Origin of the sequence: Promicromonospora sukumoe 327MFSha3.1 (assembly GCF_000385135.1) — a bacterium.
In the GTDB taxonomy this organism is placed as follows: domain Bacteria; phylum Actinomycetota; class Actinomycetes; order Actinomycetales; family Cellulomonadaceae; genus Promicromonospora; species Promicromonospora sukumoe_B.
The window spans coordinates 243650-261354 of sequence record NZ_ARQM01000011.1 but is presented as its reverse complement, the minus strand read 5'-3'; the positions used below and the strand labels follow the sequence as shown (position 1 = coordinate 261354).

Sequence of the window (17705 nt, the reverse complement as noted above, 5' to 3'; positions counted from 1 at the left end):
CCCAACGCTAATCCAGGTTTCGGCGAAACTTGGATTAACGGCCCGGCTTGCTCCAGGTTTCGCACCGTTGCCGTGGGGTCGCACGGACATCCGGACCGTGCCCAACCGCTGGTTCGGGGGTGTGAAGGTGCGCTTCTACCCAGCCATTAGGCCCGGAACTGGCCTGTTTTCGGGCCTAATGGCTGGGTAGAAGCGCACTTCTGCCGGACTGCCGACTACGCCGGCTCCGGGACCGACTCCGTGCGGAGCCAGTCCACCAGGCCGCACACCGCGTCCTTGCACGAGCCGCAGCCCGTCGTGGCGCGGGTCTCGCGCACGACGTCCTCGACCGAGTGCGCGCCCGGCGGGCACGCGCCCGCGATGTCGCCCTTGGTCACGCCGTTGCAGCGGCAGACCACGGCGTCCTCGGGCATGTGCTCCGGGGACGACGCCGGCGACGCCGCGGCCATGACCGGCGTGAGCAGCAGGAACGCGGGGTCCAGCGGCGCGGGCGTGCGGCGGGTGTAGGCGGCGGTGAGGTCGGCGGCCACGCGCGGGTCGCCCACGCAGGTGGCGCCCACGAGGATGCCGTCGGACACCACTACCTCGATGTACCGGCCCGCCCTCGGGTCAGCCAGGCGGACCGCCCGCTGCGTCGGCTCGTCCGGGCGCGCCGGGCCGCAGACCCCCATCGTGGTGATGCTGAGCGTGCCCGCCTTGACCTTGACGACGTCGGTCCCGCGGGTGTCGATCCCGCGGTCGGTCTGCGCGCGGCTCGTCGTCGCCCCGCTGGTCAGCAGCGCGCCGAGGCGCACGGCCATGCTGGGCCCGGCCTCCCCGCCCGGCAGGCGCAGGTGGGCCGTCGGGCGGGTCTCGACAGGCTCGACCAGCGAGCGGGCCGGCTCCACCAGCGAGCGGACAGGCGCCACCAGCGGGACAACCGGCTCGACCAGCGACACCAGGTGCTCCGCCAGCCGCCGCGCCTGGTCCCAGCCCTCGGCGACGAGCCCCCGGGACCCGCCCGGCGGCTGCGCGCAGTCGCCGACCGCGTACACCCGCGGGTCGTCGGGGCTGGCCAGGTCGTGCCCGACGACGACGCCGCGGTCCGTCGTCAGCCCGGCCGCCGCGGCGAGCCCGGTCTCCGGGATGGTGCCGACGGAGAACACGACCAGACGGGCGGCGACCACCTCGTCGCGCGGGGCCGCACCAGCCGAGCCCGGCCCGCCCGCCGGGCCGCCGCCCGCCGGCACCGCGGAGACGACCTGCGCGTTCTCCCGGACGCGGATGCCCACGGCGTGACCGCCCGCCACGAGCACCTCGCTGGAGAGGCTGTTCTGCCGGACGGTCACGCCCAGCCCCTCCAGCCCGGCCCGCACGACGTCGGCGGCCTCCCCGTCGAGCTGGCGCTCCATGAGGCCCTGGCCGTGGTGCACGAGCGTGACGTTCAGCCCGCGGCCCGCGAGCCCGACGGCGGCCTCCAGGCCCAGCACCCCGCCGCCCACCACCACGGCGCGCGGGGAGTTGACGGTGGCGGCCACGATCTCGCGGGCGTCGTCGAGCGTGCGCAGCGCGTGCACGCCGGCGGGCAGGCCACCGTCGGGCGTGCGCAGGCCGGGGATCGGCGGGATGCGGGCGGCCGCGCCGGTCGCCAGCACCACGTGGTCGTACGGGTGCAGGGTGCCGTCGTCGGCGTGCACCACCCGCGACGCCCGGTCGATCGACGCCGCGGTGACGCCCCGGCGAACGGTGACCCGGGCGCCGTCGGGCAGGGGCATCGTGATGGCCGCGACGTCGGTGCGGCCCGCCACGACGTCGCTCAGCAGCACCCGGTTGTACGGCTCGTAGGGCTCGCTGCCGAGCACCGTGATGTCGAAGGCCTCGGGCTCCCGGCGCAGCAGCTCGTCGACGAGCCGCGAGCCGACCATCCCGAACCCCACCACGACCACCTTCACAGGGACACGCAGGTTCATGTCGAGAGCTCCTTCTGTACGGGACCCCGCTGGTCGAGCCCGTCGAGACCCGGTGCGGCAGACGTCGCCGGGGTCTCGACGGGCTCGACCTCCGCGGGGGCGATCGAGACGTCCACCGCGCAGACCTTGAACTCCGGCATCCCGGAGATCGGGTCGGTGGCGTCCGTCGTCACCTGGTTGACCGACCCGACGCCGCTCCAGTGGAACGGCATGAAGACCGTGTCGGGGCGCACGGCGTCGGTCCAGCGCGCCGTCGCCTCGACGCGGCCGCGGGCGCTGGTGAGGCGCACGCGGGCGCCGTCGGGCACGCCGATCCGGAAGCCGAGCACCGGGTGCAGCTCCACGTACGGCTCGGCCACCAGCTTCTCCAGCTCGGCCACGCGGTGCGTCTGCGCGCCCGACTGGTAGTGCTGCAGCACCCGGCCGGTGACCAGGTAGAACGGCGCGTCAGGCCGCACGTCGTCGCTCGGGCCCACGTGGTCGACGGGCACCATCCGTGCCCGCCCGTCGGGGGTGGCGAACCGCTCGAGGAAGAGCCGGGGCGTCCCGGGATGCGGCGCCGTGTCAGACCCACAGGTCCCTCCAGGGAGCTGTGGGTCTGACATGTCCGCGGCACCAGCGGGGACAGGCCAGAACAGGCCCGGGCCGCCGGCCGCCTCGTCGGCGTCGAGCCGCGCGTGCGACAGCCCGGAGTAGTCGGCGGGGCCGCCCGCCGAGGCCCGGGCGAGCTCGTCGAACACGACGGCGGGGTCGGTCGGGAAGGCCAGCGTCTCGGGCGCGCCGAGCCGGCGCGCGAGCTCCGCGAGGATCCACAGCTCGGAGCGTGCCTCGCCCGGCGCCCGCACCGCGGCCCGACGGCGGATCACGCGCCCCTCGAGCGACGTCATCGTGCCCTCCTCCTCGGCCCACTGGGTCACCGGGAGCACGACGTCGGCCAGCAGCGCCGTCTCGCTCGGCACGAAGTCGCAGACCACCAGGAGGTCGAGGCTGCGCAGCCGGTCGATCACGCCGCCCGCGTTCGGGGCGCTGACCACGAGGTTCGAGCCGTGCACCAGGAGTGCGCGCGGCCGGCCGGGCACCCGGGCGCCGTCGGGGCCCATCGCGCCCAGCGACTTGAGGAGTCGCACCGCGGGCACGCCGGGGCCGGGCAGGGTCTCGGGGTCCACGCCCCAGACGGCGGCCACGTGCTCGCGCGCGGCCGGGTCGTCGATCTTGCGGTAGCCCGGTAGCTGGTCGGCCTTCTGCCCGTGCTCGCGCCCGCCCTGCCCGTTGCCCTGGCCGGTGATCGCGCCGTATCCCGACCCGACCCGGCCGGGCAGCCCGAGCGCCAGCGCCAGGTTGATCGCCGCCGTGACGGTGGCCGTCCCCTGCGTGGACTGCTCGACGCCGCGCCCGGTCAGCACGTACGCGCCGGTGCCGCCGTGCACCGGCGCGGCGGCCGCGAGCAGCCGGGCCACGCGACGCAGGTCGGCGGCGGGCACGCCCGAGACCGACTCGACCCGCTCGGGCCACCAGCCGGCGACCGAGCGCGCGACGTCGTCGAACCCGGTGGTGCGCGCCTCCAGGTACTCCCGGTCGGCGAGGCCCTCGGCGAGCACCACGTGCAGCAGGCCGAGCAGCACCGCGAGGTCCGTGCCCGGCACGGGGGCGAGGTGCACGCCCTCGGCGGCGCCCGGCCCGCCCGCGGCCGCCGGGTCCTCCGCGAGCCGAGCCGTCGCGGACCGCCGCGGGTCGACGACGACGAGGCCACCTGCCGCCCGCGCCCCGGCGAGGTGCTGGACGGCGGGCGGCATGGTCTCGGCCACGTTCGAGCCCAGGAGCAGCACGGCCTGGGCGCCGCCCAGGTCGGCCAGCGGGAACGGCAGGCCGCGGTCGACGCCGAAGGACCGGTTCATCCCGGCGGCCGCCGATGCCATGCAGAACCGGCCGTTGTAGTCGATGTTGGGCGTGCGCAGCACGGTCCGCGCGAACTTGCCGAGCGCGTAGGCCTTCTCGTTGGTCAGGCCGCCGCCGCCGAAGACGGCCACCGTCTCCGGCCCGGACTCGGCGGCCAGCGTGGCGAGCCGGGACGCCACGAGGTCGAGCGCAGTCTCCCAGGCGACGGGGACCAGGGGGTCGACCCGCCGGCCGCGAGCGATCGGGTCGGCCGGGTCTGTCGGCTGGTCCGCGCCCGTCAGCACGGACCGGCGGACCAGCGGCGTGGTGATCCGGTCGGCCGCCCCGAGCACCGCCGCCGACGTCCACCCCTTCTGGCACAGCCCGCCCCGGTTGGTCGGGAAGTCGCGCGGCTGCACCTCGGGGGCGCCGGACGCCGCCGGCACCCCGGTCCCGGGCACCCCCGGGCCCGACGCCGCGCGGGGTGTCAGCGACATCCCGCACTGCAGCGCACAGTAGGGGCAGTGCGAGTCGACGGGGGTCCCGGGGGTGGCGAGCATGGTCAGACCCGCGCCTCGGCCATGGCGCCGCGGCCGTAGACCAGCCAGCAGACCAGCGCCATCACCGCGTAGACGCCGATGAACAGCCACAGCGCGGGCACGATCGACCCTGCCACCGTGGTGGACAGGGCGAACCCGCGCGGGATGAGGAACCCGCCGAACGCCCCGATGGCGCCGGCGATGCCGATGCAGCCGGCCGCGGCCTTCGCCGTCCCGCCGCTCGCCCGGAAGACCGCGGGGATCATCCGGTAGACGGAGCCGTTGCCCACGCCCGTGGCGACGAACAGGCCGAGGAACGAGCCGAAGAACAGCGCGAAGCTCCCGGAGCCGAGGGCGGTGATCGCGCCCACGGCGCCGAGCGCCATCACGGCGAACGCACCGATGGTCACGCGGGCGCCGCCCACGCGGTCGGCCAGGATGCCGCCGAGCGGGCGGGCGATGGACCCCACGAGCGCGCCGACGAAGGCGAGCGGGATCGCGACCTGGGGGAACTGCGCCGCCAGGAGCGTCGGAAAGGCGCCCGCGTAGCCGATGAACGACCCGAACGTGCCGATGTAGATGAAGCTGATGACCCACGTGTGCTTGTGGTGCACCGCCACGCCGAACGAGCGCGGGTCGGCCTTGGCCGTGGACAGGTTGTCCATGTAGCGCCAGGCGAGGAACGCGGCCAGCAGGATGAACGGGACGAAGATCAGGCCGGCCCGGTCGAGCGCGACGCCCGCCCCGGTGACGATGACGAGCGGCACCGCGAGCTGCACGGCCGCCGTGCCGATGTTGCCGCCGGCGGCGTTCCAGCCCAGGGCCGCGCCCTTCTCCTTCTCGGGGAAGAAGAAGGAGATGTTCGCCATCGACGACGCGAAGTTGCCGCCGCCCAGGCCCGCGAGCGCCGCGGCGGCGAGCAGCACGGGGAACGGCGTGGTGGGGTCGCCGACGGTGAGGATGAGCGCGCCGGTCGGCAGCAGCAGGAGCAGCGCGGAGACGATGGTCCAGTTGCGGCCGCCGAACACCGGCACGGCGAACGTGTAGGGGATGCGCAGAGTGGCGCCGACGAGGCTCGGCACGGAGATGAGCCAGAACATCTGGTCGACGCTGAGGTCGAAGCCCGCGGCGGGGAGCTGCGGCACGACGATCGACCAGATGGCCCAGACCCCGAAGCCGAGGAACTCCGCGAAGATCGAGAGCACGAGGTTGCGCCGGGCGGTCCGGCGGCCGCCGTCCTCCCAGAGGGTCTTGTCCTCGGGGTCCCAGTGCTCGATCCAGCGGCCGGTGCGCCGCCGGACGGCGGGCTCGCTGGGTGTGGGTGCCTGGTCACGTGTGGTCGGAGTGGACACGTCGTCCTCCCTGCATGGGCGTATGCCCGACGACGCCGGGCGCGCCCGGACCGACAGGTGCCCGTCCGGGGCCGGCCCGACGTCGGACCGACAGCCAGGAACCTAAGGAGGCGGTGTTTCATCGCCCGACAAAGAGCAGTTAATCGACCGTAAGGAAGAACGCACAGGGGGCCGGCCCGCGGTGTGAGGGGTTGCCCGCGGCATCTGCGCCGCAGGCCAGGTCGCGCATTCCCAGACCCCAGGTGAAACTGAAAAAGATGGCCACCGAGGACGCACTCGTCAGGCTGGGACGGCACCTCCGCCGAGGGGAGGTGTCCGAGGACCTGCGCCGGCTGTACCTGGAGGGTGGCAGGGGCGGCGACTCGTTCTACCGGGACCGGTGGTCGCACGACAAGGTGGTCCGCTCCACGCACGGTGTGAACTGCACGGGGTCCTGCTCGTGGAAGGTGTACGTCAAGGACGGCATCATCACGTGGGAGACCCAGCAGACGGACTACCCGTCGGTGGGCCCGGACTCCCCGAGTACGAGCCGCGCGGCTGCCCGCGCGGGGCCGCGTTCAGCTGGTACACGTACTCGCCCACGCGGGTGCGCTACCCGTACGTGCGCGGCGTGCTGCTGGAGGCCTACCGGGCGGCGCGGGCCCGGACCGAGGACCCGGTCCGCGCGTGGGCCGAGGTCACCGGCGACCCCGCCGTCGCGAGCGCCTACAAGCGGGCGCGTGGCAAGGGCGGCCTGGTCCGGGCCACGTGGGAGGAGGCGGCGGAGATCGTCGCGGCGGCCCACGTGCACACGATCAAGGAGCACGGGCCGGACCGGATCGCCGGGTTCTCGCCGATCCCCGCGATGTCGATGGTCTCGCACGGGGTGGGCGCGCGGTTCGTGCAGATGCTCGGCGGCACCATGCTCAGCTTCTACGACTGGTACGCCGACCTCCCGGTGGCCTCCCCGCAGGTGTTCGGCGACCAGACGGACGTGCCGGAGTCGGCGGACTGGTGGAACGCCGCCTACCTGATCATGTGGGGCTCGAACATCCCGGTGACGCGCACGCCGGACGCGCACTTCATGACGGAGGCCCGGTACCGCGGCCAGAAGGTGGTGGCGGTCTCGCCCGACTACGCGGACAACACCAAGTTCGCCGACGCGTGGCTCGCACCGCACCCCGGCACGGACGGCGCGCTCGCCCTGGCCATGGGGCACGTGATCCTGCGCGAGTACCTCGTGGACCGGCGCACGGAGCGCTTCGCGGCCTACCTCAAGCAGTACAGCGACTCGCCGTTCCTCGTGCGGCTGGACCCCGTGCCCTCGTCCGGCGCGGGGCAGCACGCGGCGGGCGACGCCGAGGAGGCGTACGTCCCGGGCAAGTTCCTGACGGCGGCCGACCTGTCCGACGACGTCCTGCCCGGCGTCACCGCCGAGGCCAACCCGCACTTCAAGCCCGTGCTGCTCGACGCCGACGGTTCGCCCGTGGTGCCGAACGGCACGCTGGGCCACCGGTACGGCGAGGCAGACGAGGGGCGTTGGAACCTGGACCTCGGTGACGTGGACCCGGCGCTGAGCATCGCGGACCTCCCGGGGGTCTCGACAGGCTCGACCAGCGGGGCCGACCTTCCGGGGGTCTCGACAGGCTCGACCAGCGGGGGGCCGACACCGCTGATCGAGCCTGTCGAGACCGCAGCCGTCGCCCTCCCCCGCTTCGACGTGGTCCCCGGACCCGACGACGACGCCCACACCGGTGGCAAGGGCGTCGTCGTGCGCGGCGTGCCGGTGCGGCGCGTCGGCGGGCACCTGGTGACCACGGTGTTCGACCTGATGCTCGCCCAGTACGGCGTGGGCCGCCCCGGCCTGCCGGGCGACTGGCCCACGGGCTACGACGACCCCGCGCCCGGCACCCCGGCGTGGCAGGAGGAGATCACGGGCGTTCCCGCGGCCGCCGCGACCCGGATCGGGCGGGAGTTCGCGCAGAACGCCGTCGACTCCGACGGCCGGTCGATGATCATCATGGGCGCCGGTACGAACCACTGGTTCCACTCGGACACCATCTACCGCGCGTTCCTGGCGCTGACCACGATGACCGGCTGCCAGGGCGTGAACGGCGGCGGCTGGGCGCACTACGTGGGGCAGGAGAAGTGCCGCCCCGTGACGGGCTGGGCGCAGTACGCGGGCGGGCTGGACTGGGTGCGGCCGCCGCGGCAGATGATCGGCACGGCGTTCTGGTACCTCGCGACCGACCAGTGGCGGTACGACGGCCTGCCCGCCGACACGCTGGCCTCGCCGCTGGCCCCGGGCACCTTCGCGGGGCGGACGACGGCGGACACGCTCGTGGACTCCGCGCAGCGCGGCTGGATGCCGAGCTACCCGACGTTCGACCGCAACCCGCTGGACCTCGCCGACGAGGCCCGGGCGGCGGGCAAGCCGCCGGCCGAGCACGTGGTGGACGAGCTGAAGGCGGGCCGGCTGCGGTTCGCCGTCGAGGACCCGGACGACCCGGCCAACTTCCCGCGCGTGCTGACCGTGTGGCGGGCCAACATCCTCGGGTCGAGCGGCAAGGGCAACGAGTACTTCCTGAAGCACCTGCTGGGCACCGACTCCGCGGTGTTCGCCGAGGAGTCCGCACCGGAGCGTCGTCCGAGCACCATGACCTGGCGCGACGAGGCCCCGCGCGGCAAGCTCGACCTGCTGGTCACGATGGACTTCCGGATGACGAGCACCACGCTGTTCTCCGACGTCGTGCTGCCCGCCGCGACCTGGTACGAGAAGCACGACCTGTCCTCGACGGACATGCACCCGTTCGTGCACGCGTTCAGCCCGGCCATCGACCCGCCGTGGCAGACCAAGACCGACTTCGCCGCGTTCCACGCCATCGCGCGGAAGATCTCCGCGATGGCGATCGACCACCTGGGCGTGCGGCAGGACGTCGTCGCCTCGCCGCTGGCGCACGACACCCCCGACGAGATGGCCGTGCCCCACGGCACGCTGACCGACGGCAACGTGCCGTTCCGCGGGCGGCACCTGGTGCCGGGCGTGAACATGCCCAAGATCGTGGAGGTCGAGCGGGACTACCCGGCGTTCGCGGCCCGGATGGCCGCGCTCGGCCCGCTGACCGACGGCGTCGGCATGGTCACCAAGGGCGTGCCTTTCTCGCCCGACGCCGAGGTGCGGCGCCTCGGCGAGATCAACGGGCTCGTGCCGGACGGTCCGGTGGCCGGACGTCCGCGGCTGGACCGCGACACGCACGCGTGCGAGGCGATCCTGGCGCTCAGCGGAACCACCAACGGCCGCCTCGCGGTCCAGGGGTTCGAGCGCGTCGAGCGCCGCACCGGGCGACCGCTGGCCGACCTGGCGCGCGAGGACGAGGGCCGGCGCATCACGTTCGCCGACGTCCAGGCCCGGCCCACCCCCGTGATCACGTCGCCCGAGTGGTCGGGCAGCGAGCACGGCGGACGCCGGTACAGCGCGTTCGTGGTGAACGTCGAGCGGCTCAAGCCATGGCACACCCTGACCGGGCGGCAGCACTTCTACCTGGACCACGACTGGCTCGTGGAGCTCGGCGAGCAGCTCCCGGTGTTCCGGCCGCCGCTGGACATGCACCGGCTGTTCCCGGACTCCCCCTCGCTGGCCGAGTCCGGACGCCCGGTGGTCGATCGGCCCGCGGAGGGTGCCGAGGTCGTCGTCCGCTACCTCACCCCGCACTCGAAGTGGTCCATCCACTCCGAGTACCAGGACAACCTGTTCATGCTCTCGCTCTCGCGCGGCGGGCCGAACATCTGGATGTCCCCGGGCGACGCCGCCCGCATCGGCGTCGCGGACAACGAGTGGGTCGAGGCCGTGAACCGCAACGGCGTCGTCGTGGCGCGGGCCGTGGTGAGCCACCGCATGCCGGAAGGCACCGTCTACATGCACCACGCCACCGACCGCACGGTGGACGTGCCGATCGCGGAGGCGTCGGGGCTGCGCGGCGGCATCCACAACTCGCTGACGCGGATCCTGCTCAAGCCGTCGCACCTGGCCGGCGGGTACGCCCAGCTCTCCTACGCCTTCAACTACCTGGGGCCCACCGGCAACCAGCGCGACGAGGTGACCGTGGTCCGGCGTCGTTCGCAGGAGGTGCGTTACGAATGACCGAGCGGCGACACGCAGGACGAGGAACGAGTCCGGAGCGGAGCGCGACCACATGAAGGTCATGGCCCAGATGTCGATGGTGATGAACCTCGACAAGTGCATCGGGTGCCACACGTGCTCGGTGACCTGCAAGCAGGCGTGGACCAACCGGTCCGGCACGGAGTACGTCTGGTTCAACAACGTGGAGACCCGCCCCGGGTTGGGCTACCCGCGCACGTACCAGGACCAGGACGAGTGGCACGGCGGCTGGGTCCGGACCAAGCGGGGTCGGCTGAAGCTCCGCGCGGGCGGCCGGCTGAAGAAGCTCGCGACCATCTTCGCCAGCCCCAAGATGCCGTCCATCCAGGACTACTACGAGCCCTGGACCTACGAGTACGACATGCTGCTGTCCGCCCCGCAGGGCGCGCACACCCCGGTGGCGCGGCCCAGGTCCCTGCTCACGGGCAAGGACATGAAGATCGAGTGGTCGGCCAACTGGGACGACGACCTCGCCGGGTCCACCGCGACGATGCAGGACGACCCCGTGCTGAAGCACATGAGCGAGCACGTCGCCGAGGAGCTCGAGCAGACGTTCATGTTCTACCTGCCGCGCATCTGCGAGCACTGCCTCAACCCGGCGTGCGTGGCGTCCTGCCCGTCGGGCGCGATGTACAAGCGGGCCGAGGACGGCATCGTGCTCGTGGACCAGGAGGCCTGCCGCGGCTGGCGGCAGTGCGTCACCGGCTGCCCGTACAAGAAGGTCTACTTCAACCACAAGACGGGCAAGGCCGAGAAGTGCACGCTCTGCTACCCGCGCATCGAGGTGGGCCTGCCCACCGTCTGCTCGGAGACGTGCGTGGGCCGCCTGCGCTACCTCGGCCTCGTGCTGTACGACGCCGACCGGGTCACCGAGGCGGCGTCGGTCGAGGACGAGCACGAGCTCCTGGCCGCCCAGCGGTCCCTGTTCCTGGACCCGCACGACCCCGAGGTGGTCGCCGCCGCCCGCCGCGAGGGCATCCCCGAGGACTGGATCGACGCCGCGCAGGCGTCCCCGATCTGGAAGCTGATCAGCGACTACGAGGTGGCGCTGCCGCTGCACCCCGAGTACCGCACGCTGCCCATGGTCTGGTACATCCCGCCGCTGTCCCCCGTCGTCGACGTCGTCGCGAGCTCCGGGAACGACGGCGAGGACCCGCGCACGCTCTTCGCGGCGATCTCGAGGCTGCGCATCCCGCTGGAGTACCTCGCGGGGCTGTTCACCGCCGGGGACACGCGGCCCGTCGAACGCGTGCTGCGCCGGCTGGCCGCCATGCGCTCCTACATGCGCGACGTGAACCTGGGCAACACCCCGGACGAGGCGACCGCGAGCGCCGTCGGCATGACCGGCCCGCAGGTCGAGGAGATGTACCGGCTGCTGGCGATCGCCAAGTACGACGACCGGTACGTGATCCCGACGGCGCACGCCGAGCAGGCCCGCGACCTCGAGGAGATCGCGTGCTCCCTGGACTACGAGGGCGGTCCGGGCATGGGCGGCGCCGGGCCCCTGGGGGAGTCGTCGGGCCCGCCGGTCCCGGTCGCCGTGGAGAACTTCCACGCGCTGTCGTCCCGGCAGACCGCCGACTCGCCGAACGGGCCGTCCACCCCTGGCCGGGTCAACCTCCTGAACTGGGACGGCAACGGCCGGCCGGACGGCCTCTTCCCGCCGGACGACGAGGGGAAGACGTCGTGAGCCTCTCGTTCCTGCCCCGCCCGATGCTCCGCCGCGGCGCCCGCCCGGTCGCCGCGGGCGAGCCGCTCGCCCCGGTCTCCCTGTCCGACGGCGACCGGCGGCTGGCCCACATGGCCGCGTCCCTCCTGCTGGCGTACCCCGACGAGCACGCGGTGCGGGCCACACACGAGGTGCGCGCCGCCGTCGGGCACCTGCCGCCGCCCGTGGCGGAACGCCTGACCGGCCTGGCCACGGCCCTGACCGACGGCGACATCGCGGCGCTCCAGGCCGCCTACGTCGCGACGTTCGACCTCAAGCTCCGCTGCACGCTCTACCTGTCGTACTACGCGGCCGGCGACACGCGCCGCCGCGGCGCCGCGCTGCTCCGGTTCGCCGAGGCCTACCGCGCCGTCGGCTGGGAGGTCACCCGCGGCGAGCTGCCCGACCATCTCGGCAGCGTGCTGGAGCTCTCCGCCCGGGCCGACGGCGACGGCGCCCGCATCGTCGGCGCGCTGCTCGCCGCCCACCGCGACGGCATCGAGGTGCTCCGGCAGGCGCTCGCCGCCGAGGGCTCGCCGTGGGTCGCGGCGGTGGAGGCGGTCTGCCTCACGCTGCCGCCCGTCGACACGCGGACGCTGGAGCGCGTGGCGGCGCTCGTCGCGGAGGGTCCGCCCGCGGAGCTGGTCGGGCTGACCGGGCTGCCGGGCTTCGGGGCGGACGGGGCCGACGCCGCAGGGGGTGGACCGCCGTGGACGTGATGCTCTGGGTGGTGCTGCCGTACGTGACCTTCGCCGTGCTGGTCGTCGGGTCGGTGTGGCGGTACCGCTACGACCGGTTCGGCTGGACCACGCGCTCGTCAGAGCTGTACGAGAAGCGGCTGCTGCGCATCGGTTCCCCGCTGTTCCACATCGGGCTGCTCGTGGTGATCCTGGGGCACCTCGCGGGCCTGGTGATCCCGGCGTCGTGGACGGCGGCGGTCGGCATCCCGGAGGACGTCTACCACCTGGTCGCGGCGCTGGCGGGGTCGGCGGCGTCCGCCGTGCTGGTGCTCGGGCTGCTCATCCTGATCTACCGCCGGCGGGCCACGAGCGCCGTGTTCCTCGCGACGACCGTGATGGACAAGGTCATGTACGCGATGCTCGCGCTGTCGGTGCTGTCCGGGGCGTGGGCTACCGCCACCACGCAGCTCGTGACCGAGCACGGGTACGACTACCGGGAGACCATCTCGCCCTGGTTCCGCTCGCTCTGGTACCTCCAGCCGCAGCCCGAGCTGATGGCGGGGGTGCCCGTCGCCTTCCAGGTGCACATCGTGGCCGCGTTCCTGCTGTTCGCGCTGTGGCCGTTCACGCGGCTCGTGCACGCGTTCTCCGCCCCGGTGCCGTACCTGTTCCGGCCGTACGTCGTGTACCGGTCGCGCGACGAGGGGCGCACGACCGCGGCGCCCGGCGGGTCCGGTGCGCACCGCCCCCGTCCCGGGTGGGAGCCGCCCACCGGACCTGCCAGGAGGAGCTGACATGGCGCAGGCACCACCCAGCCGGGCGAGCCGGCGGACCGAGGCGAGCGGGACGTCGTCGGCGGGCGTGCAGCTCGCGCTGGCCACCGTGGGCTTCGCGGTGAACTTCTGGGCGTGGGCGCTGATCAGCCCGCTCGGCAAGGCGTACGGGGTCGAGTACGCGCTGTCGGACCTGCAGCAGTCGGTGCTCGTCGCCGTGCCCGTCCTGGTCGGGTCCGTGGGGCGCATCCCCGTGGGGGCGCTGACCGACCGGTTCGGCGCGAGGACGATGTTCCCGCTGGTCAGCGCGCTGACCATCATCCCGGTGCTGTTCGTGGGGCTGGTCGCCGACTCGTACGCGGCGCTGCTCGTGGGCGGGTTCCTGCTCGGGCTGGGCGGCACGACCTTCGCGATCGGCGTGCCGTTCGTCAACGCGTGGTTCGCGCCCGAGCGGCGGGGTACCGCGCTGGGTATCTTCGGCGTCGGTATGGGCGGCACGGCGATCTCGTCGTTCACGACCGTGCCGCTGGCCGACGCGATCGGGCGCTGGGCGCCGTTCGTGCTGGTCGCGGCGATCCTGGCGGTCTTCGCGGTGGCCTCGTGGTTCCTGCTGCACGACGCGCCGGGCCGGACCCCGGGCGCCGCCGGCGGCATGCTGGCGCGCACCTGGTCCATCCTCAGGATTCCCGCGACCCTGCAGCTGTCCTGGCTGTACGCCGTCGGGTTCGGCGGGTTCGTGGCGTTCAGCGTCTACCTGCCGACGTTCCTCGCCAACGCCTACGACCTCGAGGCAGCCGATGCCGCGACCCGCACCGCCGGGTTCGTGGTGCTCGCCGTGGTGATGCGCCCGGTGGGCGGGATGCTGTCCGACCGGCTCGGGCCGGTGAACGTGTCGGTCTGGTGCTTCGCCGCCGTGACGCTGCTGGCGGCCGTCGTGGCGTTCAAGCCGGGGCTCGTCCCGGTGGGCACCATCGCGTTCCTGGGGCTGGCCGCGGCGCTCGGGGCGTCCTCGGGGGCGACGTTCGCGCTGGTGGCGAAGGTCGCGCCCGCCGACAAGGTCGGTGGGGTGACCGGCGTCGTCGGCGCCGCGGGCGGGCTCGGCGGGTTCGTACCGCCGCTGATCATGGGAGCGGTCTACCAGCTCAACGGGGACTACGGCGTGGGGTTCGCGCTGCTTGCGGCGACGGGGTTGGCGACCCTCCTGTTCACACTGGGACCGGTACGGCGGGGGGCGCGGGGTTGAGCACCTGGGCGGCTTTCGACTTTTTCGACTAGCGTGGTGCCATGTCGACGATCGACGAGCACACGATCCTGCCAACCCTGGAGAGCCTGGACGTCCTGGACGAGATCGGCGAGCTCCTCGCCGGATCCGGCCACGTCTCGCTCCATGCGGACAACGGCCTCGTCGTGGACCTGCCCGACCAGCTCCGGCGCCTGCTCGACACTGCGGCCAGGTCCTTACGGACGGGCAGCTCCGTGACGATCGTGGACCGCGCACGGATGCTCAGCACCCAGGAGGCCGCCGACATCCTCGGCGTCTCCCGACCGACGCTGGTCAAGCTCCTGGAGTCCGGGCAGATCCCGTTCACCAAGGTCAACAGCTACCGCAAGGTCGCGATGCTGGATGTGATCGCCTATCGGACTCTGCGCCGCGCCGAGCGGCAGCGCATCGTGGAGGAGGCCATGCACAGCAACGAGATGGAAGGCCTTCAGGTCACGGACGCGGCGCGTGCCGACGCCGTCGCTTTCGTGAGCGGCAAGATCGACGAGGACGAGCTCGTGAGGCTCACGCGGGCGCGGTACGGCCTTGGGTGACTTCCACGACCCGTACACCGACCCGAGCACCGGAGTCCTGCGCAACCATCTCGGCCTGACCTCCCAGACCGCGCTGAACGCCGCCGAGGCCGACCTCACGTGGGCCCGGGCGACGCAGCTGTCGACCCGCCGGATCCGAGCCACCAACGATCTCGCGGAGTTCTGCGCCATCCATCGCCACCTGTTCCAGGACGTCTACGACTGGGCGGGAAAGATCCGCACGGTCGACATCCGCAAGAACGTGCCGGGCGCGGAATACTTCGTGCCCGTCGCGATGATCGAGCGATCGGCTGGTTTTGCCGCGGAGGCACTTCAAGAGGACGGTCTTCTCCGAGGGATGCCGCGCGAACGCCTCGTCCAGCGCCTCGCCTTTCACTACGACCAGTTCAACTATCTGCACCCGTTCCGCGAGGGAAACGGGCGGACCCAGCGCCTCTTCTGGAGCCGGGTCGTACGTGCCGCGGGGTACGACCTCGATTGGCGTGGTGTCGAGGGAAAGACAAACGACGCCGCGTGCCAGGCGGCCGGGGAGAGCCGGGACCTCGATCCTCTGATCGAGCTCTTCGACCGGATCACCACCCACGAGTCGTAGGCCCGTCCCGTACGCTCACAGGGAAGGGTGCCGGGTTGTGAGGCACGGGTAACCCCGACAGAACCCTGTTCGCATAGCGTCGTCCCATGGAGTCCGGGGTGCGGAGCGTCACGGAGCACGTCGAGCGCGTCGTCGCGCTGGTCGCGCCGCTGCCCGTGGTCCGACTGGACCTGGTGGACGCCGACGGCGCGACCCTCGCCGAGGACCAGCACGCCCAGGTCTCCCTACCGCCGTTCGTGAGCGCCGCGATGGACGGTTACGCCGTCCGGCTCGCCGATCTCCCGCCCGATGGCGCGCCGGTGACGTTGCGGGTGACGGGCGACGTCGCGGCCGGCGCCGCCGACGGGACCGAGATCGGGCCGGGACAGGCCGTGCGGATCATGACCGGCGCCCCGCTCCCGCCCGGCGCCGACGCCGTGGTCCCGGTGGAGCACACCTCGACCGGCCGCTTCGTCGCGGGTACGCCGCGGGCCGAGTCGACGGTGACGCTGGCCAGACGGCCGCGGGCGCACGTCCGGGCGGCGGGCGAGGACGTGACGCGGGGCGAGCTGCTCGCGCGCGCCGGGACCACCGTGACGGCGGCGACGGTGGGCGCCCTGGCGGCGTCCGGCACAGTGGTTGTTCCGGTCCGACGGCGGCCGCTGGTCGCCGTGATCTCGACGGGCGCGGAGCTGGTACCGGTCGGCGGGGCGCTCGGGCCGGGTCAGATCACGGACTCCAACGGCCCGATGCTCGCGGCAGCGGTCCGGGCGGCGGGGGCCGACGTCGTCCGCCTGGGGCCCGTGCCCGACGACCCTGAGGAGCTGCGCGCGGCCCTCGACGCGGCGGTGCGACCGGTCGATGGCTCTGCGGCTCGGCCCGGCGCGGATCTGATCGTGACCGCGGGCGGCGTCTCGGCAGGTGCGGCGGATGTGGTGCGGGAGGTGCTCGCGGCGGCTGGTTCGGCGGCGGGCGGCGTGACCGACGCCGACGCCGCCACGGTCGCGATGTCTCCCGGCAAGCCGCAGGCGCTGGCTCGCTGGCGCGGCATCCCCTGGCTGGGGCTGCCCGGTAACCCGGTGGGTGCCTACGCGTCGTTCGAGCTGTTCGCACGGCCGGCGATCGACCACCTGCGTGGCCTCCGAGGCGCGGGGGAAGGCCTGCTCAGCCAACGAGGTAACGCTGAGCGAACACTGCTACCTCAGCGTTACCTCCTCGGCCGCGTATACCTTTCCCTCCACGCGGCCACGGCGTGGTCCAGCCCGGCGGGCCGCCTCCAGGCCCTGCCCGTCCGGTTGGTCGACGGCGTGGTCGAGCCCGCCGGATCGCACCATTCGCTGTCCGCGCTCGCCGCGGCGGACGGCCTCGCCCTGGTGCCGCCCGACGTCGAGAAGGTGCGCGCCGGCGACGTCGTGCAGGTCCTGATGCTGCGATGACCAGGCCCGTTCCCCGGATCAGGTACGACGCGGTCGTGCTCGCGGGCGGCCGGGCGGCCCGGCTGGACGGGACGTCCAAGGCGGGCCTCGTCGTGGGCGGCAGACGCCTGCTCGATCGCGCACTGGCGGCGAGCGCACGGGCGCGCCGCGTCGCCGTGGTGGGTCCGCCGGAGCTCGCGGACGCGCTCCCGGTGCGCGATCCGGCGTCGGGCTACACGGGGCCCGCACCCATCCTGACCAGGGAGGACCCGCCGTTCGGCGGACCGGTGGCGGGGCTCGCGGCCGGGCTGCGGGCGCTGCCGGAGCCGGGCGCGCCGTGGGTGCTGCTCCTCGCCGTCGACGTGCCGGGGGCCGCCCGGGCGATCGTGCACCTGGAGGAGGCCGTTTCACGTGAACCCGTGGACGGGGCGTACCTGGTGCACGAGGGCCGGGCCCAGTGGCTGGTCGGGCTGTACCGGCGCGCGGCCCTGGACGGCGGGCTGGACGGGGTCGAGACGGACGGGGCGCCGATGAAGCGCCTGGTCGGCGCGCTCCGGTGCGCCGAGGTCCCGGACCCGGCAGGCTGGAGCGACGACATCGACACCCCCGCCGACGTGGCCCGATACCGGAAAGACGAGAGATGACAGACCTCAAGCAGTGGATCTCCGACCTGGAGTCGGAGCTCGGCCTCCCGACCGGCACCATCGACATGAAGAAGGTCCTGGACCTCGCCCGGGACGCCGCCCACGCCGTCGAACGCCCGGCGGCCCCGCTGACCACGTACGCCGTCGGCTATGCCGACGGGCTGGCGGCGGCCGGCGCGCTCGTGGCCGAGCCGGACCCCACGCAGAAGGCGACCGAGCTGGCTGCCCGGTGGGTCACCGACTGAC

Annotated in this window: 12 protein-coding genes and 1 pseudogene; 10 read left to right on the top strand and 3 right to left on the bottom strand. The window is 73.4% G+C overall.

The features are described from left to right. Positions 1–215: 215 nt before the first annotated feature. From H291_RS0114935 to H291_RS0114925, 3 genes are read right to left on the bottom strand one after another with little or no spacing between them, the layout of a single operon-like run. Positions 216–1949, bottom strand: coding sequence for an FAD-dependent oxidoreductase (locus tag H291_RS0114935; protein ID WP_033326920.1), 1734 nt, complete (start codon positions 1947–1949; stop codon positions 216–218). Then, positions 1946–4384, bottom strand: a complete 2439-nt coding sequence (locus tag H291_RS30265; RefSeq protein WP_084468148.1) for a molybdopterin oxidoreductase family protein — start codon at positions 4382–4384, stop codon at positions 1946–1948. The genes H291_RS0114935 and H291_RS30265 overlap by 4 nt, the downstream gene beginning before the upstream one ends. A gap of 2 nt (positions 4385–4386) precedes the next feature. Then, positions 4387–5715 (bottom strand): MFS transporter, encoded by a 1329-nt coding sequence (locus tag H291_RS0114925; RefSeq protein ID WP_020015810.1) that lies wholly within the window; start codon positions 5713–5715, stop codon positions 4387–4389. A 257-nt stretch (positions 5716–5972) separates the two neighbouring features. Here H291_RS0114925 and H291_RS32050 point away from each other — a divergent pair. The 10 genes and pseudogenes from H291_RS32050 to H291_RS0114875 all read left to right on the top strand — a co-directional run bounded on the left by H291_RS32050 (position 5973) and on the right by H291_RS0114875 (position 17704). After that, positions 5973–9835 (top strand): annotated as a pseudogene (locus H291_RS32050) (nitrate reductase subunit alpha). 52 nt (positions 9836–9887) lie between these two features. Beyond that, positions 9888–11543 carry a nitrate reductase subunit beta gene (narH, locus tag H291_RS0114915; RefSeq protein WP_020015807.1) on the top strand — a complete coding sequence of 552 codons (1656 nt, stop codon included), beginning with the start codon at positions 9888–9890 and terminating at the stop codon, positions 11541–11543. Further along, positions 11540–12280, top strand: coding sequence for a nitrate reductase molybdenum cofactor assembly chaperone (gene narJ, locus H291_RS0114910; RefSeq protein ID WP_020015806.1), 741 nt, complete (start codon positions 11540–11542; stop codon positions 12278–12280). The genes narH and narJ overlap by 4 nt, the downstream gene beginning before the upstream one ends. After that, positions 12271–13035, top strand: coding sequence for a respiratory nitrate reductase subunit gamma (narI, locus tag H291_RS0114905; protein WP_020015805.1), 765 nt, complete (start codon positions 12271–12273; stop codon positions 13033–13035). Before narJ ends, narI begins: the two co-directional genes overlap by 10 nt. Before the next feature lies 1 nt (position 13036). After that, positions 13037–14257 (top strand): MFS transporter, encoded by a 1221-nt coding sequence (locus tag H291_RS0114900; protein WP_020015804.1) that lies wholly within the window; start codon positions 13037–13039, stop codon positions 14255–14257. A gap of 41 nt (positions 14258–14298) precedes the next feature. After that, positions 14299–14829 carry a helix-turn-helix domain-containing protein gene (locus H291_RS34605; protein WP_020015803.1) on the top strand — a complete coding sequence of 177 codons (531 nt, stop codon included), beginning with the start codon at positions 14299–14301 and terminating at the stop codon, positions 14827–14829. After that, positions 14822–15421 carry a Fic/DOC family protein gene (locus tag H291_RS0114890; RefSeq protein WP_020015802.1) on the top strand — a complete coding sequence of 200 codons (600 nt, stop codon included), beginning with the start codon at positions 14822–14824 and terminating at the stop codon, positions 15419–15421. The genes H291_RS34605 and H291_RS0114890 overlap by 8 nt, the downstream gene beginning before the upstream one ends. 86 nt (positions 15422–15507) lie before the next feature. Further along, positions 15508–16836, top strand: coding sequence for a molybdopterin molybdotransferase MoeA (locus H291_RS0114885; RefSeq protein ID WP_020015801.1), 1329 nt, complete (start codon positions 15508–15510; stop codon positions 16834–16836). Beyond that, positions 16833–17459: a molybdenum cofactor guanylyltransferase gene (mobA, locus tag H291_RS0114880; RefSeq protein WP_020015800.1), complete on the top strand. Its 627-nt coding sequence runs from the start codon at positions 16833–16835 to the stop codon at positions 17457–17459. Before H291_RS0114885 ends, mobA begins: the two co-directional genes overlap by 4 nt. After that, a complete protein-coding gene (locus H291_RS0114875) occupies positions 17456–17704 on the top strand; it encodes a DUF6457 domain-containing protein (protein WP_020015799.1) in 249 nt (82 codons plus the stop codon). The genes mobA and H291_RS0114875 overlap by 4 nt, the downstream gene beginning before the upstream one ends. Position 17705 lies beyond the last annotated feature (1 nt).

What these genes read in the sequence shown, in the direction of transcription:
- H291_RS0114900 (WP_020015804.1), top strand. Translation starts at nt 13,037, where the DNA reads ATGGCGCAGGCACCACCCAGCCGGGCGAGCCGGCGGACCGAGGCGAGC.
- H291_RS0114885 (WP_020015801.1), top strand. Translation starts at nt 15,508, where the DNA reads ATGGAGTCCGGGGTGCGGAGCGTCACGGAGCACGTCGAGCGCGTCGTC.
- mobA (WP_020015800.1), top strand. Translation starts at nt 16,833, where the DNA reads ATGACCAGGCCCGTTCCCCGGATCAGGTACGACGCGGTCGTGCTCGCG.
- narH (WP_020015807.1), top strand. Translation starts at nt 9,888, where the DNA reads ATGAAGGTCATGGCCCAGATGTCGATGGTGATGAACCTCGACAAGTGC.
- H291_RS0114875 (WP_020015799.1), top strand. Translation starts at nt 17,456, where the DNA reads ATGACAGACCTCAAGCAGTGGATCTCCGACCTGGAGTCGGAGCTCGGC.
- H291_RS34605 (WP_020015803.1), top strand. Translation starts at nt 14,299, where the DNA reads ATGTCGACGATCGACGAGCACACGATCCTGCCAACCCTGGAGAGCCTG.
- H291_RS30265 (WP_084468148.1), bottom strand. Translation starts at nt 4,384, where the DNA reads ATGCTCGCCACCCCCGGGACCCCCGTCGACTCGCACTGCCCCTACTGT.
- H291_RS0114935 (WP_033326920.1), bottom strand. Translation starts at nt 1,949, where the DNA reads ATGAACCTGCGTGTCCCTGTGAAGGTGGTCGTGGTGGGGTTCGGGATG.